We start from the raw sequence: 20,067 nt of genomic DNA, 5'->3' as shown, positions 1-20,067 counted from the left end.
TTTTGTTCAGATTAAGCTTTAATCGATGCAAATAAGCCGACAAACGGTAGTTAAATGCACATTCGAGTGAAATGTGCACGATAAAATATTACAAAATGCTACTTTGATGTATTGGTTTGGTGAACGCTATCTTGTTTACAATGTAAACGTGTGTATATTGCAAGCATATTAAAAACGTATCTATTGGATTTCAAAAGGATACGTCCGTAGCATGCGTCCATCAAATAAAGGGGCAACACATGAGCCAAGAAGAAAAGTTACCTAAAATTCTAATTGTTGAAGATGATGAGCGTCTTGCTCGTTTAACACAAGAATACCTCATCCGTAATGGTCTTGAGGTTGGGGTAGAGCCGGATGGCAACCGTGCTATTCGTCGTATTATTGCCGAGCAACCAGACATGGTGGTTCTAGATGTCATGTTGCCCGGTGCTGATGGTTTGACCATCTGTCGTGAAGTTCGTCCACATTATCATCAACCGATTTTAATGCTAACTGCACGTACTGAAGATATGGATCAGGTCCTAGGTCTGGAAATGGGTGCAGATGACTATGTCGCTAAACCGGTTCAGCCGCGTGTCCTATTAGCTCGTATTCGTGCTTTATTGCGTCGTACCGACAAGGTGCCTGAAGATGAAGTGGCTCAACGCATCGAATTTGATGACCTAGTGATCGACAATGGTGGTCGTTCAGTGACCTTAAATGGTGAGCTGGTTGACTTTACCAGTGCAGAATATGACCTGTTGTGGCTGCTGGCTTCAAATGCGGGCCGCATCCTGTCACGTGAAGATATCTTTGAACGTCTACGCGGTATCGAATATGACGGCCAAGACCGTTCAATTGATGTGCGTATCTCGCGCATTCGTCCAAAAATTGGTGACGATCCTGAAAATCCAAAACGTATTAAAACAGTACGTAGTAAAGGTTATCTATTCGTCAAAGAAACTAACGGTATCTAATCGGTGCCTTTAGCCGCCTGAATAAACAGGATAATTTATAGGTGTTTAAACACAGTATATTTTTGCGGATATACGCAGGCTTGGTCATGCTTGTGGTCCTGGTGGCAGTATTCAGCTATCTGCTGGTACAGATCATCAACTACCAGCGTGCGCAGGAGTATCGTGAATCCCTGACTGATGGTATGGCATATATTATCAGTGAGGGGGTTGCGAGACAGCCTAATCTGCAGCAAAAGATGGACTGGGTTTCAGATGCGTCTGATCTGTTAGAATTGCCGATCTACTATGTTGAAGCCAGTAAAGTGGATATTACCCGGGCGGAAGGCCGACGTCTGGCTGACCGTAAGGCAGTCGTGCGTTGGGATGCCAAAACCGGGGTAGCTTATATTGTCATTGGGCTACGTGATGATCCAAGTCATTATCTTTATATTAAGGCGGATAATATTACTGAACGTCAGATGAAGGCTTTACCAGTCTTTATTCTGGACTATCTGGTGTACTACCCAGGTCAGGAAAAAGAATACCTGAAGCGAATTCAGGATTATTTCTCTTATCCAATCTCGATCGAAAATGTCCAGAGCCTGCCACTAGATTCCGAGCAGATCGGACGTTTGCGTCTAGATCACAGCATTATCCTATATCGTGACAGTGCCTCAATTCGCGGTACTACGATTTCAATCATTTCTCCTATTCCTAGCTCGACGTCTGAAGTGCTAGTCATGGGGCCAGTGCCGTTATTTAACTGGATGCCATTCCAGTTAGCTGCCGGAATTACCTTATTGAGCTTGTTTGTCTTGAGTCTGGGGATTTATGGTCTGCTGGTGCCAATGCAGCGTAAACTGCGTGAAGTTAGCTATGCCCTGAACAAGATGAAAACCGGGAACATGTCATTGCGTCTTCCGGTAGAGGGTAGTGATGAGATGGCGACGCTGGCTTCCAGCTATAACAATATGTCGGATCATATTCAGCGTCTGATTGAAGCGCAGCGTGAATTGATGCGTGCGGTATCGCATGAGCTGCGTACACCTGTTGCCCGTATCCGTTTTGCAGTGGAAATGATGGCAGATGAAGACGACTATGATTACCGCCTGCAGCAGGTTGAGCAGATCGATAAGGATATTGAAGCCTTAAATACCTTGATCGATGAAATCATGACTTATGCCAAACTGGAACAGGGCATGCCTTCAATTGAATTTGAAGATATTGATCTGTTTGAAGTGTTGGAGCAGGTGGCAGTCGAAACAGATGCTCTAAAAACTGGAAAAGAAGTCGAAGTGCTGCCAATGCCAGTACCTGTAACCGTAGAAGCTGAACGACGTTACCTGCATCGTGTGGTGCAAAATCTGGTGGGTAATGCAGTACGCTACTGTGAGCAGAAAATCCTGATCAGCGGTGGACTAGATGCTAAGGGCATGGCATATATCTGTGTAGAAGATGATGGTCCGGGGATTCCGGAAGCTGACCGCGCTCGTATCTTTGAAGCCTTTGCCCGACTGGATGATAGTCGTACCCGTGCTTCAGGGGGTTATGGTTTGGGCTTGTCTATTGTCAGCCGGATTGCTTACTGGTTTGGTGGAGAGATTCAGGTCGATCAAAGTCCGACACTGGGTGGTGCACGCTTTATCATGATTTGGCCAGCCAGCCGTTACGGTAAAAAAATCAAGCAAAAACCGATCGAAAAGCTGGAAAAAGCTGAAGTGTCAGATCAATCAGAATAAGAGTTTAGGTGAGAAAAAACGATACATAGGTATCGTTTTTTTATGGCTATTTAAAGGGGATTATTCATGGATGGTAGCATCCGGTTCAATCAGTGGCTTGCCTTCTTTCAGGCTGTTTAAGGCATCAGAATTGAAGTTGATCAGTAGCTTGTTATTTTTAACATCTACCTGATAGCTTTGGATTAGCTTTTGGTCACCAGATAAGGTTTCAAGCTTGTACTCATCGGCAATATTCATAATACCGTCTAGGTTAATGCTGGAAGAGGCATAGTCTGTCTGGAAAAGTTTATGAATATCCCCTAAGTCAAAGATTGCATTGCTGGCATCCTGATGTTTTTGGATATAGCTTTCTACATGTCGCATCAATAATTGAGCAAAGAAAAAATAATCAGGTTTATGGGTAAATCGTAGAGACATGCATAGACTCCTTATTGTTACTTTATAAATGTCATAGTGGGTTTAAAAATAGAAATATCATAATCTGAATCAAACTGTTGGACGTGTTGCAAAAATACACAATTGCTCTTTTAAGGCTTACCGAGAGCGGGCAGAAAAGGGCGACTTCTAATTGAATGACAACATTCATGTTAAACATCTTTTAAAAACACACTGATTTTTTCGAGGCATTATGCAAAGGTGAAATGTTTTTGATTGATTCTTTATAAGTTTCTTTTCATGGGGTGGGTAGCCAGCCACTGTACAAGGAGTGAGGCTTAATTAAGCAGGGCTTTAAAAGTCTATCTGGGTTTAGAAAAAAATAATGGAAATTTAAACTTTAATTTAAAAAAACGATCGGTTGAGATTCTCTGAGCTTAAAGCCAGAATAAAATTAGGAATGTCTAAAAAATCATCCAAAAGACTAAGGCTTATAAGCTAGCAAGTGAAATCCAAAATCAGGTACAATTGGCGGGATTAATTTTGTGTTTGGTGTATTTGAAGGCCAATACATACATTCTTTGTTAATAAATCGGCCTGCCAGGAGTTATCCCCGCATGAGTGCCATTACTCCATACGAATGGGCAATTATTGCCTTCGTGATCGGCGTTACATTTTTATGCGTCTTTATGCTCACTGTCCCATTACTCCTCGGGGGTAAATCATGGGGCCGTGCCAAGCAGGAGCAGTTTGAGTCAGGCGTAGTCAGCGCAGGTGGAGCTCGTATCCGCTTGTCTGCGAAATTCTATTTAGTTGCAATTTTCTTTGTAGTCTTCGACCTCGAAGCACTTTACCTGTATGCATGGGCATCTTCTGTTCGTGAAGTAGGTTGGATTGGTTTTGCAACTGCAGCTATCTTTATTTTGGTTTTACTTGTTGGTTTGGTTTACGAATTATCGACAGGCGCACTGAACTGGGCACCTTCAGACAGACGTAAAGCAGCAGGATACAAAGCTAAAATTGGTTCGCCAAATATGGATCTTGCAGAAATTACGCGCTTCAACTCAGTTGAAGAATTGGTTATGGATCCAACTGGTCAAATCCCAGCTCAATCATCTGGTCTTGTGAAAAAATCACAAGTTCAACCCTCTGATAAGGAGTAACTCGGGATGAAATATACATTAACCCGTGCGAATCCGAATGCTGATGAATATCCACTTCAAGAGCGTATCGTTGTAGAAGATCCGCTTCTAGAAGAAGAAGTGAATAAAAATGTGTTCATGACTCGCCTAGAGGATGTAATGCACACAGCAGTGAACTGGGGTCGTAAGAACTCAGTTTGGCCATTTAACTTTGGTACATCTTGCTGCTACGTTGAATATGCAACGACTTTGACCGGTGTACATGACTTGTCACGTTTTGGTGCCGAAGTTATCCGTGCTTCACCGCGTCAGGCAGACTTGATGATTGTAGCAGGTACATGCTTCGTGAAAATGGCTCCGGTAATTCAACGTCTGTATGAACAGATGCTTGAACCGAAATGGGTGATTTCAATGGGTGCGTGTGCGAACTCAGGTGGTATGTACGATATTTATTCAGTCGTACAAGGTGTGGACAAGATTATTCCGGTAGATGTATACGTTCCGGGCTGCCCACCACGTCCTGAAGCATTGATCCAGGCATTAATGCTGTTACAAGACCAAATTCAATTAGAGCGTCGTCCGCTGTCTGCGGTAATCGGTGATGATCTTAAGCCAGTGTATAAGCCAAAGATGATGCCGGAACGTGACCGTAAGAAAGACCAGCGTGTTGCTGTGAAGAACTTACGCTCTATGGATGAAATTAAATAATTTAAACGACCGGTTTTTTGTTGTGCACCCGCTATGGGTGTAGTTGTCGTTTAGGTTGACTGAATTTGTATTAAATAGGAAGCCAAGCCAATGGCTGAAACTGACATTGCTATGCCAGAATCAACAGCAGTTGATTCACGCCCAGCATTTGCCATCATTGAAGAGCTCAAAACCAAGTTTGGTGAGAACTTCTTTGTGCAAACAACTTTCGAGGATTTCCCGACAGTTTGGGTTGAGCGCGCACGTGTACAAGAAGTATTGATGTTCTTGCGTACCGTGCCACGTCCATACGTGATGCTATTCGACTTGTCTGCAGTAGATGAGCGTTTACGTACGCACCGTGACGGTTTGCCTGCGTCAGAATTCACAGTGTTCTATCATTTATTATCTTTAGAGCGTAACTGTGACATTCGTATTAAAGTTGCATTAAGCGACAGCGATCTGAATATTCCGACCGCAACGAATATCTGGCCAAATGCGAACTGGTATGAGCGTGAAGCTTATGACATGTTCGGCATCAATTTCGAAGGGCATCCAATGCTCCGTCGTATCTTGTTGCCAACCTACTGGGAAGGTCATCCGCTACGTAAAGAATATTCTGCACGTGCGACTGAATATACTCCGTATATTCAAGACAAAGCCAAGCAGGACTTTGAACAGGAACATCTACGTTTCGTGCCAGAAGACTGGGGTCTGAAGCGCGGTAATGCAGATGAAGATTTCATGTTCCTGAATTTGGGTCCTAACCACCCGTCTGCGCACGGTGCGTTCCGTGTAATTTTGCAGTTGGATGGTGAAGAAGTGAAAGACTGTGTGCCAGATATCGGCTATCACCACCGTGGTGTGGAAAAGATGGCTGAACGTCAAACTTGGCATTCATTCATTCCGTATACTGACCGTGTGGACTATTTGGGTGGTTGTGCTCAAAACATGCCGTATGTGATGGGTGTGGAACAATTGGCAGGCATTACTGTGCCAGACCGCGCACAATGTATCCGTGTCATGATGTCGGAATTGTTCCGTATCAATAACCACTTGCTATACATCGGTACTGCGATTCAGGATGCCGGCGGTATGACCCCTGTATTCTATATGTTCGCTGACCGTCAGAAAGTGTATGACATTGTGGAAGCGATTACTGGTTACCGTATGCATCCAGCATGGTTCCGTATCGGTGGTACTGCACATGACTTGCCAAACGGTTGGGAAAAACTGGTTCGAGACTTGCTCGACTGGATGCCTAAGCGTTTGAACGAATACTATACTGCAGCACTGAAAAACTCTGTATTTGTGGGTCGTACCCGTAATGTGGCTCAGTACGATGCGAAATCTGCATTGGCATGGGGTGTAACAGGTACTGGTCTGCGTGCGACAGGTATCGACTTTGACGTGCGTAAATACCGTCCATACAGTGGTTATGAAAATTACGACTTCGAAGTACCGGTTGAGTACGAAGGCGATGCATATGCTCGTGTGATTGTTCACTTCCGTGAAATCGAACAGTCACTGAAAATCATTAAGCAGTGTCTAGAGAATATGCCATCTGGTGCGTACAAAGCGGACCATCCGCTGGCTGTTCCACCACCAAAAGACAAAACATTACAAGATATTGAAACCTTGATTACGCACTTCTTGAGCGTTTCTTGGGGTCCTGTAATGCCTGCAGGTGAATCATCTGTGATGGCAGAAGTGGTGAAAGGTGCGTCGACTTATTATCTGACTTCAGACAAGTCAACCATGAGTTACCGTACCCGTATTCGTACACCAACTTTCACGCATTTACAGCAAATGCCTTCTGTGATTAACGGCAGTCTTGTATCTGACTTAATCATTTATTTAGCGACAATCGACGTCGTAATGGCTGACGTGGATCGCTAAGGGGTAAACGCATTATGATGATTTTGACTGATAAAAAGCCACGTGTGAATGTTGAAGGGATTTTAACTTCGGAAGAAATCCACGAAATTGAACATCACATTGGGCATTACCCTTACCCACGTGCAGCGTGTCTTGATGCGCTGAAGTGTGTACAACGCCGTAATGGCTGGGTAGACGATGCTCAAATGAATGCCATCGCGCAAATGCTCAGCATGAGCCTTGCCGATTTGGAAGGGGTTGCAACGTTCTATAACCGTATTTACCGTCAGCCAGTGGGTCGTCACGTAATTTTACTGTGTGACTCAATTGCATGTTTCTTGATGGGTGCGGAGACTTTAGCAGAAGCATTCCAGCGTGAATTGGGTATCCAGTTCGGCCAAACCACAGCGGATGGCCGTTTTACCTTGCTTCCAATTTGCTGCCTAGGTAACTGTGACAAAGGTCCAACCCTCATGATTGATGAAGACACTCACGGTCTCGTGGAAGTAACATCAATTAAACAGTTATTGGAGAAGTATGTATGAATACCGAACCAAAACCAATTTATGGCGACGGTAACCCGGAAACGCATCCACTGACTTGGCGTCTAAGCAAACAGGCGAATGTCCGTCACGTTGATGACTACGAAGCGCTTGAAGGCTATGCAGGCTTTAAAAAAGCCCTGTCTATGACACCGAAAGAAGTGCTGGAAGTTGTAAAGGCTGCAACCGTAAAAGGTCGTGGTGGTGCAGGCTTCCCGGCAGGGATCAAATGGTCGCTGATGGCGCCAAATGACAATTCAGGTCCACGTTACCTGATTTGTAATGCCGATGAGATGGAACCAGGTACCTTCAAAGACCGTCTGTTGATGGAAGATCTTCCGCATCAGCTGATCGAAGGTATGCTGATTGCAGCTTATACCCTTGAAGCAACTCAAGGTTATATCTTCATCCGTGGTGAATACATCGAAGCGGCGAAGTACCTGAACGAAGCACTTGAGCAGGTTCGTGCCAAAGGTTACCTGGGTGACAACATCCTGGATTCTGGCTGGAGCTTCGAGTTACACGTGCATACCGGTGCGGGTCGTTATATCTGTGGTGAAGAAACTGCATTGATTAACTCGCTTGAAGGTCGCCGTGCAAACCCGCGTACCAAACCGCCATTCCCGCAGGTTGCAGGTGCTTGGGGTCGTCCTACGATCGTGAACAACGTAGAGACCTACAACAACTTGCCAGCCATCATGTTGCGTGGTCCAGAATGGTACATCGGTCTGTCTGCAGGTAAATCGAAGGATCCTGGCACAAAAATTTATGGTGCTTCAGGTAAGGTGAAATTCCCAGGTCTATGGGAACTGCCATTCGGTACCACTGCACGTGAAGTGATTGAAGAACATGCCGGTGGTATGCGTGACGGCCTGAAGCTGAAAGCATGGTTACCCGGTGGTGCATCAACTGACTTCCTGGCTGCCGAGCATATCGATCTTCCGATGGATGCGGAAAGCATCATGAAAGCAGGTTCACGTTTAGGTACCTGTCTATTGATGGTGGTTGATGAAACTCAATGTATGGTTTCAGCGACTCGTAACCTCGAAGAATTCTTTGCGCGTGAATCATGTGGCTGGTGTACACCTTGCCGTGATGGCTTACCTTGGGCGGTGAAAGCGCTTAAAGCACTTGAAGATGGTACTGGCAAGAAAGAAGATATCGATCACTTACAAGAACTGACTCGTAAGCTTTGGATTGGTAAAACTTTCTGTGCTCACGCACCAGGTGCTATGGAACCGTTAATGGGCGCACTCAAACATTTCCGTGGCGAATTTGAAGCGAAAGTCGTAAATGCTGCCGCTCAAACCCGCAACGTAGAACAAGCTTAAGGAATTCGACTATGGCTACAATTCATGTCGATGGAAAATCGTATGAAGTCAACGGCTCGGAAAACTTGCTGCAAGCATGTTTGAGTCTTGGCATCGACATCCCATACTTTTGTTGGCATCCATCCTTAGGTTCTGTCGGTTCTTGCCGTCAATGTGCTGTGACTCAATACGCGAATCCAGAAGATACGCGTGGTCGTTTGGTCATGTCATGTATGACACCGGCTGCTGACAATACCTACATCTCGATTGAAGACAAAGAAGCAAAAGATTTCCGTGCTTCTGTTGTTGAATTCTTGATGACCAATCACCCGCACGACTGTCCAGTCTGTGAAGAGGGTGGCCACTGTCACCTGCAAGATATGACCGTGATGACACAACATGACCGTCGTCGTTACCGGTTCACCAAGCGTACGCATTACAACCAAGAACTTGGTTCGTTCATTGCGCACGAGATGAACCGTTGTATCGCATGTTACCGTTGTGTTCGTTATTACAAAGACTATGCGGGCGGTACGGATTTCGGCGTATATGCAAACGCTTCTCGCGTTTATTTCGGTCGTCCGGAATCAGGTACTTTGGAATCTGAATTCTCAGGTAACCTGACTGAAGTTTGTCCGACTGGTGTATTCACCGATAAGACTCACTCAGAACGCTATAACCGTAAATGGGACATGCAGTACGCGCCAAGCGTATGTCATGGCTGTTCTTCAGGTTGTAACATCTCTCCAGGTGAGCGTTATGGTGAGCTTCGTCGCGTTGAAAACCGTTTCAACGGTGAAGTTAACCAATACTTCCTGTGCGATAAAGGCCGTTTCGGTACCGGTTATGTAAACCGTAAAGACCGTCCGCGTCAGCCACAGTTCCGTACTGGCACGAATGTAGAAACTGTTTCTGTTGATACAGCATTGGATACCGTAATTGCGAAAATCCAAGGCAAAAAAGTACTGGGGATCGGTTCACCACGTGCATCGCTTGAAGCTAACTTCGCACTACGTGAGTTAGTTGGTCAAGACAATTACTCAACCGGTATGGCTCAAAAAGAGCAAAATTTGGTTGAGCTGGCTGCATCGATCATGCAAACCGAAGGTGTTTATAACCCGAACATGCGTGAAATCGAAAGCTATGATGCGGTACTCATTCTGGGTGAAGATCTGACTCAAACTGCGCCACGTATGGCTTTATCTGTTCGCCAAGCTGCGAAAAATAAAGGCAAGGAAATGGCTGCAGAGCGCCGTACCCAAGAATGGCTGGCTGAACCTGTACAACGTATTGCCCAAGATGCGAAATCTCCGATTTACATTCTGGCTGCAACACAAACACGTTTGTCTGACGTTGCGGAAGGTGAAGTGGTTGCTTCTCCAAATGACATCGCACGTTTAGGCTTCGCGATTGCTGCGGGTGTGAAAGGTGAAGTCATCACTGGTCTTGATGACGATGCGAAAGCATTTGCACAAACCATTGCAGATACGCTGAAAGCTGCCAAGAAACCACTGATCATCTCTGGTACAAGTCTACAAGACGCAACCATCATGGAAGCTGCTGCACAAGTAGCACAAAACCTGGGTAATGCGGGCTTGACCTTGACTGTTCCTGAAGTGAACTCAATGGGGCTGGCAATCTTCGGTGGTCAAAGCCTTGAGCAAGCATTTGCACAAGACTATGACACTGTCCTAATTGTAGAAAACGATCTTTACCGTCGTTTACCAGCGGCTCAGGTTGATGCTGCGCTTGCAGGCAAACAGGTGATCGTATTGGATCACTCTGAAACTGCGACTGTGAAGAAAGCGAACATCGTATTGTCTGCTGCCTCATTTGCTGAAGGTGATGGTACTGTCGTTTCTCAAGAAGGCCGTGCACAACGTTTCTATCAAGTGTATGACCCTAACTACTACAACCCGGAACTGGCAATCAAAGAATCTTGGCGCTGGTTACACGCACTGGAAACAGGCGTACAAGGCAAAGCGATTTCTTGGACAGTACTGGATGATGTCATCGAGTCAGTAGCAAGCAATGTTCCTGCACTTGAAGGTATTCTGGATGTAGCACCAGATGCGGGCTTCCGTGTACATGGTCTGAAAGTGGCACGTGAACCACGTCGTTACTCAGGCCGTACTTCGATGCGTGCGCCATTGTCTGTCCACGAGCCGAAACAGCCAACCGATATCGATTCTGCATTAACATTCTCTATGGAAGGTTATGTGGGTAATGAAACACCATCTCCACTGATTCCATTTGCCTGGTCTGCAGGCTGGAACTCACCACAAGCCTGGAACAAATACCAGGATGAAGTGGGCGGTCACTTAAAAGGCGGTGATTCAGGCGTTCGTTTATTCGACCGTTTACCAAAGCGTCCAGCGCGTAGCTTCGTCGCACCAGCACCTGTGCTCGTAAATGCTGAAAGCTTCCGTCTGGTACCAATGCATCACATTTTTGCATCTGGTGAGTTCATGATCAAAACTCCGGCAATGGAATCACGTATTCCTGACGCAGTATTTGCAGTGGGCGAACAGGATGCTACACGCTTGAACCTGCAAGACGGTCAGAAGATCACTGTGAAAGCAGGCGAGACTTCAATTGTTCTTCCTGTACAAGTGATTGAATACTTACCAACAGGTTATATTGGCTACCCAATTGGTCTTGCACCAACGGTATCTCTTGCAGAGCCTGTTTCAGTCGCGGTAGGAGCGTAATTCATGGAACAAGAATTAATCCGTCAAACGCCGCTGTGGGCTGAAAACTGGCCAATCGCCTATTCAGTACTTCAAGCGATCGTGATCTTACTGGTTGTAGTACTGATCGCTGCGTTGATGTCTTTTATTGAACGTCGTTTACTCGGCTTGTGGCAAGACCGTTACGGTCCGAACCGTGTAGGTCCGGGCGGTATGTTCCAGATTGTTGCCGACATGCTGAAAATCATGTTCAAGGAAGACTGGACACCAAAATTTGCCGATAAATTGACTTTCCGTATGGCTCCAGCAGTTGCGATGGCAACTGCGGTGCTGTCGTTCATGGTTATTCCTGTGTCACCTTATCTAGGTGTTGCAGACATGAGTATCGGTCTGTTGTTCTTCATGGCAATGGCAGGTATTGCGGTATATGCAGTACTATTTGGTGGTTGGTCTTCTAACAACAAATACGCATTGCTTGGTGGTCTACGTTCAGCAGCGCAAACTATTTCTTATGAAGTGTTCCTGGGTATTTCACTGATGGGTGTAGTGGCAATTGCCGGTTCATTCAACATGCGTGAGATCGTAGAAGCACAGAAAGATGTATGGTTTATTATTCCTCAGTTCTTAGGCTTCCTGATCTTCGTGGTTGCAGGTGTTGCGGTAACTCACCGTCACCCATTTGACCAACCAGAAGCGGAACAGGAACTGGCGGAAGGTTACCACGTAGAATATGGCGGTATGAAATGGGGGATGTTCTTCGTTGCGGAATACGTAAACGTAGTACTGATCTCTGCATTGATCGTAACCCTGTTCTTCGGTGGCTGGTTAGCACCATTTGGTCTTGATTTCCTTCCACCCGCATTCTGGTTCATTATTAAAACAGCATTCTTCGTAATGATGTTTGTATTGGCGCGTGGTTCTTTAATGCGTCCACGTTATGACCAGGTGATGAACTTTGGTTGGAAAATTTGCTTGCCATTGGCGTTGGTTAACCTTTTGGTGACTGGTGCTGTGATTCTGTTGAATCAGGCCTAAGACAGCAGGGAGAACAAAATGTTTAAATTTCTAGCTGGATTCGGGTCAATCGTTCGTACGTTGTTCATGGTATTTACCCATGCAACGCGCAAACGTGACACCATTTTATATCCGGAAGTGCCAGCCGAAGAAATCGTGCCACCACGTTTCCGTGGTCGTATCGTGTTAACGCGTGACCCAGATGGCGAAGAGCGTTGTGTGGCATGTAACCTGTGTGCGGTTGCATGTCCGGTAGGCTGTATTTCACTACAAAAAGCAGAACGTGAAGATGGTCGTTGGTATCCGGAATTTTTCCGTATCAACTTCTCTCGCTGTATTTTCTGCGGTATGTGTGAAGAAGCATGTCCTACGACTGCGATTCAAATGACACCAGATTTCGAATTGGGCGAATATGTTCGTCAAGACTTAGTCTACGAAAAAGAACACTTGCTGATTTCTGGTCCTGGTAAATATCCTGACTATAACTTCTACCGTGTCACCGGTATGGCAGTTGCTGGTAAGGACAAAGGTCAGGCACAACGTGAAAGTGCACCTGTTGATGTACGGAGTCTATTACCATGATGTGGCCATTTTATTTAATGGCCCTTGTGGCCATCGTCTCTACAGTTCGTGTGGTAACTAACACGAACCCGGTACATGCTTTATTAAGCCTGATCGTTTCACTCCTTGCTGTAGCAGGGCTGTTCCTGATCGTGGGTGCACCATTTGCGGGTGCGCTTGAAGTCATCGTTTATGCTGGCGCGATCATGGTGTTATTCGTGTTCGTGGTAATGATGCTGAACTTGGGCGAACAGACTGTTGCTCAGGAACGCAAATGGTTGACTTCATCAGCGTGGGCTTATCCGGCATTGATGAGCTTCCTAATTGGTCTGATCTTGGTTTGGGTACTTAAATCAGATTACGTGCAGCCTTCAATGGTGATGGGCACAGAAATGGTCGGTCCTAAAGCGGTAGGTCAATCACTCTTTACGCAATACTTATTGTTGGTAGAAGTTGCCGCGATGTTATTGCTTGCATCACTTGTTGCAGCATTCCATTTGGGTAAACGTGAACCAGGTGCAGAAGAGGAACAACAATAATGGGCAACATCCCTTTAGAGCATGGTTTGATCGTTGCATCCATTCTTTTTGCACTGGGTTTTTACGGTGTAATGGTGCGACGCAACCTGCTATTCATTTTAATGAGCCTTGAAATCATGATGAATGCTGCTGCTTTGGCATTCGTCCTGGCGGGCAGTGCATGGGCACAGCCTGATGGTCAAATCATGTTTATCCTGATTCTGACCCTTGCTGCGGCAGAGGCGTGTATCGGTCTTGCGATCGTCCTTCAGTTCTATCATCGCTTCCATCATCTGGATGTGGATGCTGCTAGTGAGATGCGCGGATGAGTTATTTATATCTAACAATTTTATTCCCGCTCATTGGCTTCGTCCTTTTAGCGGCAGGGCGTCATAAGCTTCCTGAAACAGTTGCAGCCATTATTGGTGTAGGGGCTGTGGGGTTATCGGCATTGTTCGCACTCATTGCGGGTATGGACTTTGTCAACAATGGTTCTACCGCGGTGGTGCAACCTCTTTGGACCTGGTTCAATGTCGGTGGTTTTGCACCGGGCATCAGCCTGCACCTGGACGGTTTGTCTCTGTTGATGCTGGGCATGGTGACAGGCGTTGGTTTCCTGATCCATATCTTTGCATCATGGTACATGCGCGGTGAACAAGACTTCGCACGTTTCTTCTCTTACTTCAACCTGTTCGTTGCAAGCATGTTATTGCTGGTACTGGGTGACAACCTGGCGTTGTTATTCCTGGGTTGGGAAGGTGTAGGTCTGTGTTCTTATCTGCTGATTGGTTATTACTACCAAAATCCTGCAAACGGTGTGGCAGCGATCAAGGCATTTACCGTTACCCGTATTGGTGACGTATTCCTGCTGATTGCCATGTTCTTGCTGTTCCAGCAATTCGGTACGCTAAATACTCAGTACATCGTAGAAAATGCTGCGGTTGTGATGACTCAAAGCTCATCATTGACCATCTGGACTGCGTTAATGCTGTTCTTGGGTGCTGCTGGTAAATCTGCGCAGATCCCGTTACAAACATGGTTGGCAGATGCGATGGCAGGTCCGACTCCTGTTTCTGCATTGATCCACGCTGCAACAATGGTAACTGCGGGTGTTTACCTGTGCTGCCGTCTGTTCACAGTATTTGAACTTGCACCTGAAGTAATGATGTTCATCTCGATTACTGGTGCGGTGACATTGCTGGTGGCTGGTTTTGCTGCATTGGTACAAACAGACATCAAACGTATTCTGGCTTACTCAACGATGAGTCAGTTGGGCTATATGTTTATGGCTGTAGGTGCTGAAGCATACCAGGCGGGTCTGTTCCATATGCTGACTCACGCATTCTTCAAGGCATTATTATTCTTGTCTTCTGGTGCAGTGATTCTGGCTTACCACCACGAACAAAATATCTTCAAGATGGGCGGTCTGTTCTACAAGAACAAATTCCTGTTTGCATGTTTCGCCATTGGTGGCGGTGCATTGGCTGCAATTCCATTCATCACTGTGGGCTTCTTCTCAAAAGATGCAATCCTGGGTGCGGTTTGGGTACAAGGCCAATCAATCGCAGTTTACAGCACACTTTACTGGGTGGGTGTAATCGGTGCGTTCCTGACTTCGATCTATACATTCCGTCTGATCTGGGTGGTATTCTTCGGTAAAGAAAACACACCTTACCATGCAATCAAGGGTGTAACTTACTGGGGTCCATTGGCAATTCTTGCAGTACTTTCAACTTTCGTTGGTGCAGCATTAAAAGCACCTGTGGAAAGCATTTTAAATGCAGCTAAACTTCCTGCATTTGAAATTCCGGAAGCGCTTGAACATGGCATGCATACTGCAGAATACACAGCAGTAGGTATTGCACTGGTAGGTCTTGCAATTGGCGTGGTGCTGTTTGCTTTTGCTTACAACGCTGTGAAATCTTTTGCGAAAACTTCTCTGGGTGCGGGCCTTGCCAACATCTGCCGTAATGCACTTGGTTTCGACAAGCTGTATGACATCGTTTTTGTGAAGCCTTATTTGTTCTTCGCGAAACTGTTCGGCCGTGATCCGATTGATGGCTTCTGGCTGGTGCTGCCTGCACTGGTTAAAGGTGGTCATAGCTTTACCAGTTCACGTCAAACAGGTTCACTGCGTGAATATGCATCTAGTATGGGGCTCGGTGTCGTTGTCCTACTGATGATCTTGCTCGTGATTCAGGTAGTGGGGAAATAAAATGGAAGCTCCAAACAATATTATTTTGCCGGCTCTGATCCTCATTCCGTTCATTGCAGGTTTTATTTGCTGGTTGGTCGATAAACTCGACCAACACCTTCCGCGTTATATCGCGCTGATTGGTATGTTAGTGACGCTGGTCTTGACCATCGTCCTTTGGCAGTCGGGTACTTATAACTATGAACTTGGCGGTGCGGCTCCTACGTGGGCAGCCGAGTTTAAATTGCCTTGGATTCAAACCCTGGGCATTAACATTCACCTTGCGGTGGATGGTTTATCTTTACTGATGGTTGGCTTGACTGCACTCCTTGGTGTGCTGGCAGTAGGCTGTTCGTGGGGTGAGATTCAGAAAAACGTGGGTTTCTTCCACTTGAACCTTTTATGGTCTCTGGGTGGTGTAATCGGTGTATTCCTGGCGATTGACCTGTTCCTGTTCTTCTTCTTCTGGGAGATGATGCTGGTGCCGATCTACTTCCTGATCGCACTTTGGGGTCATAAAGGGGCAGAAGGCAAGTCACGTGTATATGCTGCAACCAAGTTCTTCATTTACACACAGGTAGCTGGTTTAGTCATGCTGATTGGTATCCTTGGTCTGGTGACTGTAGGCTACACCATGACTGGTCAAATCCGTTTCGACTACAACTACCTGATGGGTGTAGCGAACATGCTGGATACACAAGCACCAGCAGTTGCTTATGCATTCATGATCTGTCTATTTATCGGTTTTGCGGTAAAACTTCCAGTTTTCCCATTACACGGCTGGTTACCAGATGCGCATGCACAAGCACCAACAGCGGGTTCTGTTGACCTTGCAGGTATCTTGATTAAGACAGCTGCTTATGGTCTGATCCGTTTCGTGATTCCATTCTTCCCGGCGGCTTCTGCACAGTTTGCAGACATCGCGATCATTTTCGGTTTAATCGGTATCTTCTACGGTGCTTGGTGTGCTTTCCAGCAAACCGATATGAAACGTTTATTGGCGTATACGTCTATTTCACACATGGGCTTCGTTTTACTTGCAATTTATGCAGGTAACATCCTGACCTTCCAAGGTCTGATGATCATGATGCTGGCTCACGGTCTGTCATCTGCAGCGCTGTTCATTATGTGTGGTCAGGTGTACGAACGTGTTCATACACGTGATATGCGTTTGATGGGTGGTATTCGTGGTCAGTTCCCATACCTTGCATTCTTCCTGATGTTCTTCATCGCGGCGCTTGTCGGTATTCCAGGTCTAGGTAACTTCATTGGTGAGTTCCTGATCCTGATGGGTTCATTCGGTAAATTCCCTGCATTCACAATCCTCGCTGCAATCAGCCTGGTATTTGCGGGTCTGTACGGTTTGATTCTGATCCATAAAGCGTTGTTTGGTGTTCCAAACGAAGAGCAAAAACAGCACTACACAAATCCGTTAAAAGATTTAAATGCACGTGAAGTGGTAATTTTGCTGATCTGTGCATTTGGTCTAGCATGGCTTGGTCTATACCCACAAAGCTTCCTTGACGTTTCTAACTCAAGCATGGCGTGGTTAGCGAATAGCTACATTCCTGTGTCTGAAGCAGCTGATGCTGTGCAGCAAGCTGCCGTTTCAGCTGAAAATGTGGAGATCCAATAAGCCATGAACTTCACAATGTCTTTTTCTGAGCTTATGCCTCTAGCACCTGTGATGATCGTGTCATTGACTGCGATCGTCGTGATGTTGCTTACTGCAATTAAGCGTAACCATAACTTAGTTGCGACTACGACAGTCATTGGTCTAAACCTGGCGGCGTTGTACATTCTGTTCGTTCTGTTAGCGGGTCAATTTGCACCTGCCAATGTAATGAATCTGTTCCTCGTAGATCCGTTTACGATGCTGTATCAGTTTGTGATTATTGTGGCTGCACTGGCGTGCAGTACCTTGTCACATGCTTATATTGAAACCTATAAAGATAACCGTGAAGAACTATACATCCTGATGCTGACCTCCGTTGCCGGTGCGATGCTGATGGTGGCAAGTTCTCACTATGCATCTTTCTTCATTAGCCTTGAGCTCATGTCGATCCCTGTATACGGCTTATTGGCGTATACACATCAGCGTTCTCAATCGCTTGAAGCAGGTGTGAAATATCTGGTGCTTTCAGCAACTGCATCTGCAATGTTGTTGATGGGTATGGCATATGTTTATGCATATACAGGTTCTCTAAGCTTTGTCGCTGAACCAGGCAAACTGTTAACTGCATTCAGTCAACCTGCTGTAGTAATTGGTCTGGCACTGATCGTATTCGCTGTGGGCTTTAAACTGTCACTGGCTCCATTCCACAAATGGACACCAGACGTATACGCAGGTGCTCCAGCACCAGTTGCAACTTTCCTTGCAACTGTGTCTAAAGTGGCAATGCTGGGTCTGTTCGTACGTTATGTATTGTCTTCTGGCTTAATCCTGTCAGATAGCTTCGTAACTATCATCAGCGTGATTGCAGTACTTTCCATCATTGTAGGTAACTTGCTTGCAGTGAAACAGGTGAACTTGAAACGTATCTTGGCATACTCTTCAATTGCTCACTTCGGTTATGTACTGGTTGCGATCGTATCTGCACGTAATACTGACTTTTTACAGGTTCAAGGTTTCGCGACTTTTGAAAGTGTAAACGTCTATATCATCACGTATGTATTGACTACGATTGGTGCTTTCGGTGTGGTAACGCTGATGTCTAGTCCGTATAACAATACAGATGAAGCAGGTAGCCTGGCGGAGTACCGCGGTCTGTTCTGGCGCCGTCCAGTATTGACTGCTGTATTAACTGTGATGATGCTGTCTCTAGCAGGTATTCCATTAACAGCGGGCTTCATCGGTAAGTTCCTGGTAGTGAAAACTGCGGTAGCAGGTGAGTCTTGGTTCCTTGCTGCGATGGTCATCCTGGGTTCAGGTATTGGTCTGTACTACTACCTGCGTGTGATGGTTGTCATGTATATGACTCCACCAGAAACACCACGTCTTGATGCTGTAAATCACTGGGGACAAAAAGTCGGCGGTATCATGGTATTGCTTGTCGCATTACTGGTACTGGTGATCGGTGTTTATCCAGATCCGATCATTGCGCTGTCTCGCTATGCATTCTTCGCAATGTCGCCTGAATTACAACAGTTTATTTTCACTTTGGTTCAAAGTGGTTTTAACTAATTCAGCGCAAGTTTGAAGTTATTACAAAAAAGCCTCCACGATTGGGGGCTTTTTTAGTTAAACAAATCCGGAAAAGTCTTTATAATAGCGGAAATTTATCTTTAACCTTCTAGGTGTTCTCCCGTGGCAATCCATGAAATCCGTCATCCTTTAATTCGACATAAACTCGGTTTACTGCGTCGTGCTGACATTAGTACCAAGAACTTCCGTGAGCTAGCTCAGGAAGTGACTATGCTTTTGACTTATGAAGCGACCAAGGATCTTCCTGTCGTTGAGCATGAGATTGACGGCTGGAACGGACCGGTAACTGTAGACCGTATTGCAGGTAAGAAAATTACTGTTGTGCCAATTCTACGTGCGGGCATTGGTATGCTGGATGGTTTCCTGAATCTGATTCCAAGTGCCAAAGTCTCTGTACTGGGTCTGGAACGTGATGAAGAAACCCTACAGGCACGTACTTACTATAAAAAACTGGTTCCAGACGTACAAAACCGTCTTGCGATGATCATTGATCCAATGCTGGCGACTGGTTCTTCTCTGGTTGCTGCGATTGACGTATTGAAAGCCAGCGGCTGTAAAGATATTCGTGTGATGGTTTTGGTTGCAGCGCCAGAAGGCATTCAACGTGTAGAAGCCGCGCATCCAGATGTGGTGATCTTTACTGCATCGGTAGATGAAGGTTTAAACCAAGATGGTTATATTGTGCCTGGCTTGGGTGATGCAGGCGATAAAATTTTTGGTTCAGTGCAAAAAGATTAAGCCGAATGTCGGTGAAAAAGAGGCATTAACTGCCTCTTTTTTATATACTCATATAAAGTGCAGCTCGTAAAAGGTTAAGCCATGAAATCTGAACAATATCAAGGGAAAATCAAACAATATAATGCCGAAAAAGGCTATGGATTTATTGCCGCACCTGAAGGTGAGGTATTTTTTCATATCTCGGATTTCCCAGCCGATTCAGGTGAACCGAAGCGCAATGACCGGGTAAAATTCAATGTGGTCCAGAATGGGGATCGCTATAAAGCCATTAAAATTGAACGTGTAGAAGATAAATCGAAGAAAGCCAAAAAAGCCAAAGCGGTAGCAGTCAATACTTCGATTACATCAGCACTATTGTCGAATTTAAAGCGTTAATATTTACTTGGAAAATTCATTTAAAAGAGGGCCTTAGGGCCACTGCTGTCCCATAGTTTGCTTTAAATAAAAAAACCTGAGTCCTAACAGTTAAAATATGAGTGCAAACAAACACTTTAACGACCAGGATTCAGGTTTTGTCACATCAGAATACCGTATTTCAT

General features: G+C 45.7%; 18 protein-coding genes. 17 read left to right on the top strand and 1 reads right to left on the bottom strand.

Annotated features, from left to right (window positions below):
- Positions 1–239 precede the first annotated feature (239 nt).
- Positions 240–956: a response regulator transcription factor BfmR gene (bfmR, locus tag G5T77_RS16310; RefSeq protein ID WP_004785097.1), complete on the top strand. Its 717-nt coding sequence runs from the start codon at positions 240–242 to the stop codon at positions 954–956.
- 41 nt (positions 957–997) lie between these two features.
- Entirely contained in the window at positions 998–2,674 is a 1,677-nt protein-coding gene (gene bfmS, locus G5T77_RS16305) for a sensor histidine kinase BfmS (protein WP_166138643.1), read from the top strand.
- Positions 2,675–2,734: 60 nt separating this feature from the next.
- On the opposite strand, the gene G5T77_RS16300 is transcribed toward bfmS, so the two are convergent.
- Positions 2,735–3,091, bottom strand: coding sequence for a hypothetical protein (locus tag G5T77_RS16300; RefSeq protein WP_004785094.1), 357 nt, complete (start codon positions 3,089–3,091; stop codon positions 2,735–2,737).
- A gap of 575 nt (positions 3,092–3,666) precedes the next feature.
- On the opposite strand from G5T77_RS16300, the gene ndhC reads away from it, so the two are divergent.
- From ndhC to G5T77_RS16225, 15 genes are all read left to right on the top strand, one after another.
- Complete coding sequence (gene ndhC, locus G5T77_RS16295) at positions 3,667–4,212, top strand: NADH-quinone oxidoreductase subunit A (protein WP_004785092.1); 546 nt, start codon at positions 3,667–3,669, stop codon at positions 4,210–4,212.
- Positions 4,213–4,218: 6 nt separating this feature from the next.
- Entirely contained in the window at positions 4,219–4,899 is a 681-nt protein-coding gene (locus tag G5T77_RS16290) for an NADH-quinone oxidoreductase subunit B (protein WP_004785090.1), read from the top strand.
- 90 nt (positions 4,900–4,989) lie between these two features.
- Positions 4,990–6,777 carry an NADH-quinone oxidoreductase subunit C/D gene (gene nuoC, locus G5T77_RS16285; protein WP_034702039.1) on the top strand — a complete coding sequence of 596 codons (1,788 nt, stop codon included), beginning with the start codon at positions 4,990–4,992 and terminating at the stop codon, positions 6,775–6,777.
- Between the two features lie 14 nt (positions 6,778–6,791).
- A complete protein-coding gene (gene nuoE, locus G5T77_RS16280; RefSeq protein ID WP_004785086.1) occupies positions 6,792–7,301 on the top strand; it encodes an NADH-quinone oxidoreductase subunit NuoE in 510 nt (169 codons plus the stop codon).
- Positions 7,298–8,629, top strand: a complete 1,332-nt coding sequence (gene nuoF / locus G5T77_RS16275; RefSeq protein ID WP_004785084.1) for an NADH-quinone oxidoreductase subunit NuoF — start codon at positions 7,298–7,300, stop codon at positions 8,627–8,629. The genes nuoE and nuoF overlap by 4 nt, the downstream gene beginning before the upstream one ends.
- A gap of 11 nt (positions 8,630–8,640) precedes the next feature.
- Positions 8,641–11,319 carry an NADH-quinone oxidoreductase subunit NuoG gene (gene nuoG, locus G5T77_RS16270; RefSeq protein WP_159124298.1) on the top strand — a complete coding sequence of 893 codons (2,679 nt, stop codon included), beginning with the start codon at positions 8,641–8,643 and terminating at the stop codon, positions 11,317–11,319.
- A gap of 3 nt (positions 11,320–11,322) precedes the next feature.
- Positions 11,323–12,333 (top strand): NADH-quinone oxidoreductase subunit NuoH, encoded by a 1,011-nt coding sequence (gene nuoH, locus G5T77_RS16265; RefSeq protein WP_004785081.1) that lies wholly within the window; start codon positions 11,323–11,325, stop codon positions 12,331–12,333.
- 18 nt (positions 12,334–12,351) lie between these two features.
- Entirely contained in the window at positions 12,352–12,894 is a 543-nt protein-coding gene (nuoI, locus tag G5T77_RS16260) for an NADH-quinone oxidoreductase subunit NuoI (protein ID WP_004785079.1), read from the top strand.
- Positions 12,894–13,412 (top strand): NADH-quinone oxidoreductase subunit J, encoded by a 519-nt coding sequence (nuoJ, locus tag G5T77_RS16255; RefSeq protein WP_171056685.1) that lies wholly within the window; start codon positions 12,894–12,896, stop codon positions 13,410–13,412. The genes nuoI and nuoJ overlap by 1 nt, the downstream gene beginning before the upstream one ends.
- On the top strand, positions 13,412–13,720 hold the full coding sequence (gene nuoK / locus G5T77_RS16250) for an NADH-quinone oxidoreductase subunit NuoK (protein WP_004280769.1): 309 nt from the start codon (positions 13,412–13,414) through the stop codon (positions 13,718–13,720). Before nuoJ ends, nuoK begins: the two co-directional genes overlap by 1 nt.
- Complete coding sequence (gene nuoL / locus G5T77_RS16245; RefSeq protein ID WP_159124299.1) at positions 13,717–15,606, top strand: NADH-quinone oxidoreductase subunit L; 1,890 nt, start codon at positions 13,717–13,719, stop codon at positions 15,604–15,606. Before nuoK ends, nuoL begins: the two co-directional genes overlap by 4 nt.
- Position 15,607: 1 nt before the next feature.
- Entirely contained in the window at positions 15,608–17,221 is a 1,614-nt protein-coding gene (nuoM, locus tag G5T77_RS16240) for an NADH-quinone oxidoreductase subunit M (protein ID WP_004785072.1), read from the top strand.
- Positions 17,222–17,224: 3 nt separating this feature from the next.
- Positions 17,225–18,769, top strand: a complete 1,545-nt coding sequence (nuoN, locus tag G5T77_RS16235; RefSeq protein ID WP_004785070.1) for an NADH-quinone oxidoreductase subunit NuoN — start codon at positions 17,225–17,227, stop codon at positions 18,767–18,769.
- Positions 18,770–18,892: 123 nt separating this feature from the next.
- Positions 18,893–19,528 carry a uracil phosphoribosyltransferase gene (gene upp, locus G5T77_RS16230; protein ID WP_159124300.1) on the top strand — a complete coding sequence of 212 codons (636 nt, stop codon included), beginning with the start codon at positions 18,893–18,895 and terminating at the stop codon, positions 19,526–19,528.
- 81 nt (positions 19,529–19,609) lie between these two features.
- Positions 19,610–19,903 carry a cold shock domain-containing protein gene (locus G5T77_RS16225; RefSeq protein WP_159124301.1) on the top strand — a complete coding sequence of 98 codons (294 nt, stop codon included), beginning with the start codon at positions 19,610–19,612 and terminating at the stop codon, positions 19,901–19,903.
- Positions 19,904–20,067: the final 164 nt, after the last annotated feature.

Source organism: Acinetobacter sp. GFQ9D191M (assembly GCF_011174875.1).
Taxonomy (GTDB): Bacteria; Pseudomonadota; Gammaproteobacteria; order Pseudomonadales; family Moraxellaceae; genus Acinetobacter.
The sequence above is the reverse complement of the archived record's forward strand: the minus strand, read 5'-3'. Positions and strand labels throughout refer to the sequence as shown.

Excerpts from the sequence above, each read along its gene's own strand:
- nuoI (WP_004785079.1), top strand. The coding sequence starts at position 12,352 with ATGTTTAAATTTCTAGCTGGATTCGGGTCAATCGTTCGTACGTTGTTC.
- nuoC (WP_034702039.1), top strand. The coding sequence starts at position 4,990 with ATGGCTGAAACTGACATTGCTATGCCAGAATCAACAGCAGTTGATTCA.
- nuoM (WP_004785072.1), top strand. The coding sequence starts at position 15,608 with ATGGAAGCTCCAAACAATATTATTTTGCCGGCTCTGATCCTCATTCCG.
- nuoJ (WP_171056685.1), top strand. The coding sequence starts at position 12,894 with ATGTGGCCATTTTATTTAATGGCCCTTGTGGCCATCGTCTCTACAGTT.
- nuoF (WP_004785084.1), top strand. The coding sequence starts at position 7,298 with ATGAATACCGAACCAAAACCAATTTATGGCGACGGTAACCCGGAAACG.
- G5T77_RS16225 (WP_159124301.1), top strand. The coding sequence starts at position 19,610 with ATGAAATCTGAACAATATCAAGGGAAAATCAAACAATATAATGCCGAA.
- nuoL (WP_159124299.1), top strand. The coding sequence starts at position 13,717 with ATGAGTTATTTATATCTAACAATTTTATTCCCGCTCATTGGCTTCGTC.
- nuoH (WP_004785081.1), top strand. The coding sequence starts at position 11,323 with ATGGAACAAGAATTAATCCGTCAAACGCCGCTGTGGGCTGAAAACTGG.
- bfmR (WP_004785097.1), top strand. The coding sequence starts at position 240 with ATGAGCCAAGAAGAAAAGTTACCTAAAATTCTAATTGTTGAAGATGAT.
- nuoN (WP_004785070.1), top strand. The coding sequence starts at position 17,225 with ATGAACTTCACAATGTCTTTTTCTGAGCTTATGCCTCTAGCACCTGTG.
- nuoK (WP_004280769.1), top strand. The coding sequence starts at position 13,412 with ATGGGCAACATCCCTTTAGAGCATGGTTTGATCGTTGCATCCATTCTT.
- nuoE (WP_004785086.1), top strand. The coding sequence starts at position 6,792 with ATGATGATTTTGACTGATAAAAAGCCACGTGTGAATGTTGAAGGGATT.
- nuoG (WP_159124298.1), top strand. The coding sequence starts at position 8,641 with ATGGCTACAATTCATGTCGATGGAAAATCGTATGAAGTCAACGGCTCG.
- G5T77_RS16300 (WP_004785094.1), bottom strand. The coding sequence starts at position 3,091 with ATGTCTCTACGATTTACCCATAAACCTGATTATTTTTTCTTTGCTCAA.
- ndhC (WP_004785092.1), top strand. The coding sequence starts at position 3,667 with ATGAGTGCCATTACTCCATACGAATGGGCAATTATTGCCTTCGTGATC.
- G5T77_RS16290 (WP_004785090.1), top strand. The coding sequence starts at position 4,219 with ATGAAATATACATTAACCCGTGCGAATCCGAATGCTGATGAATATCCA.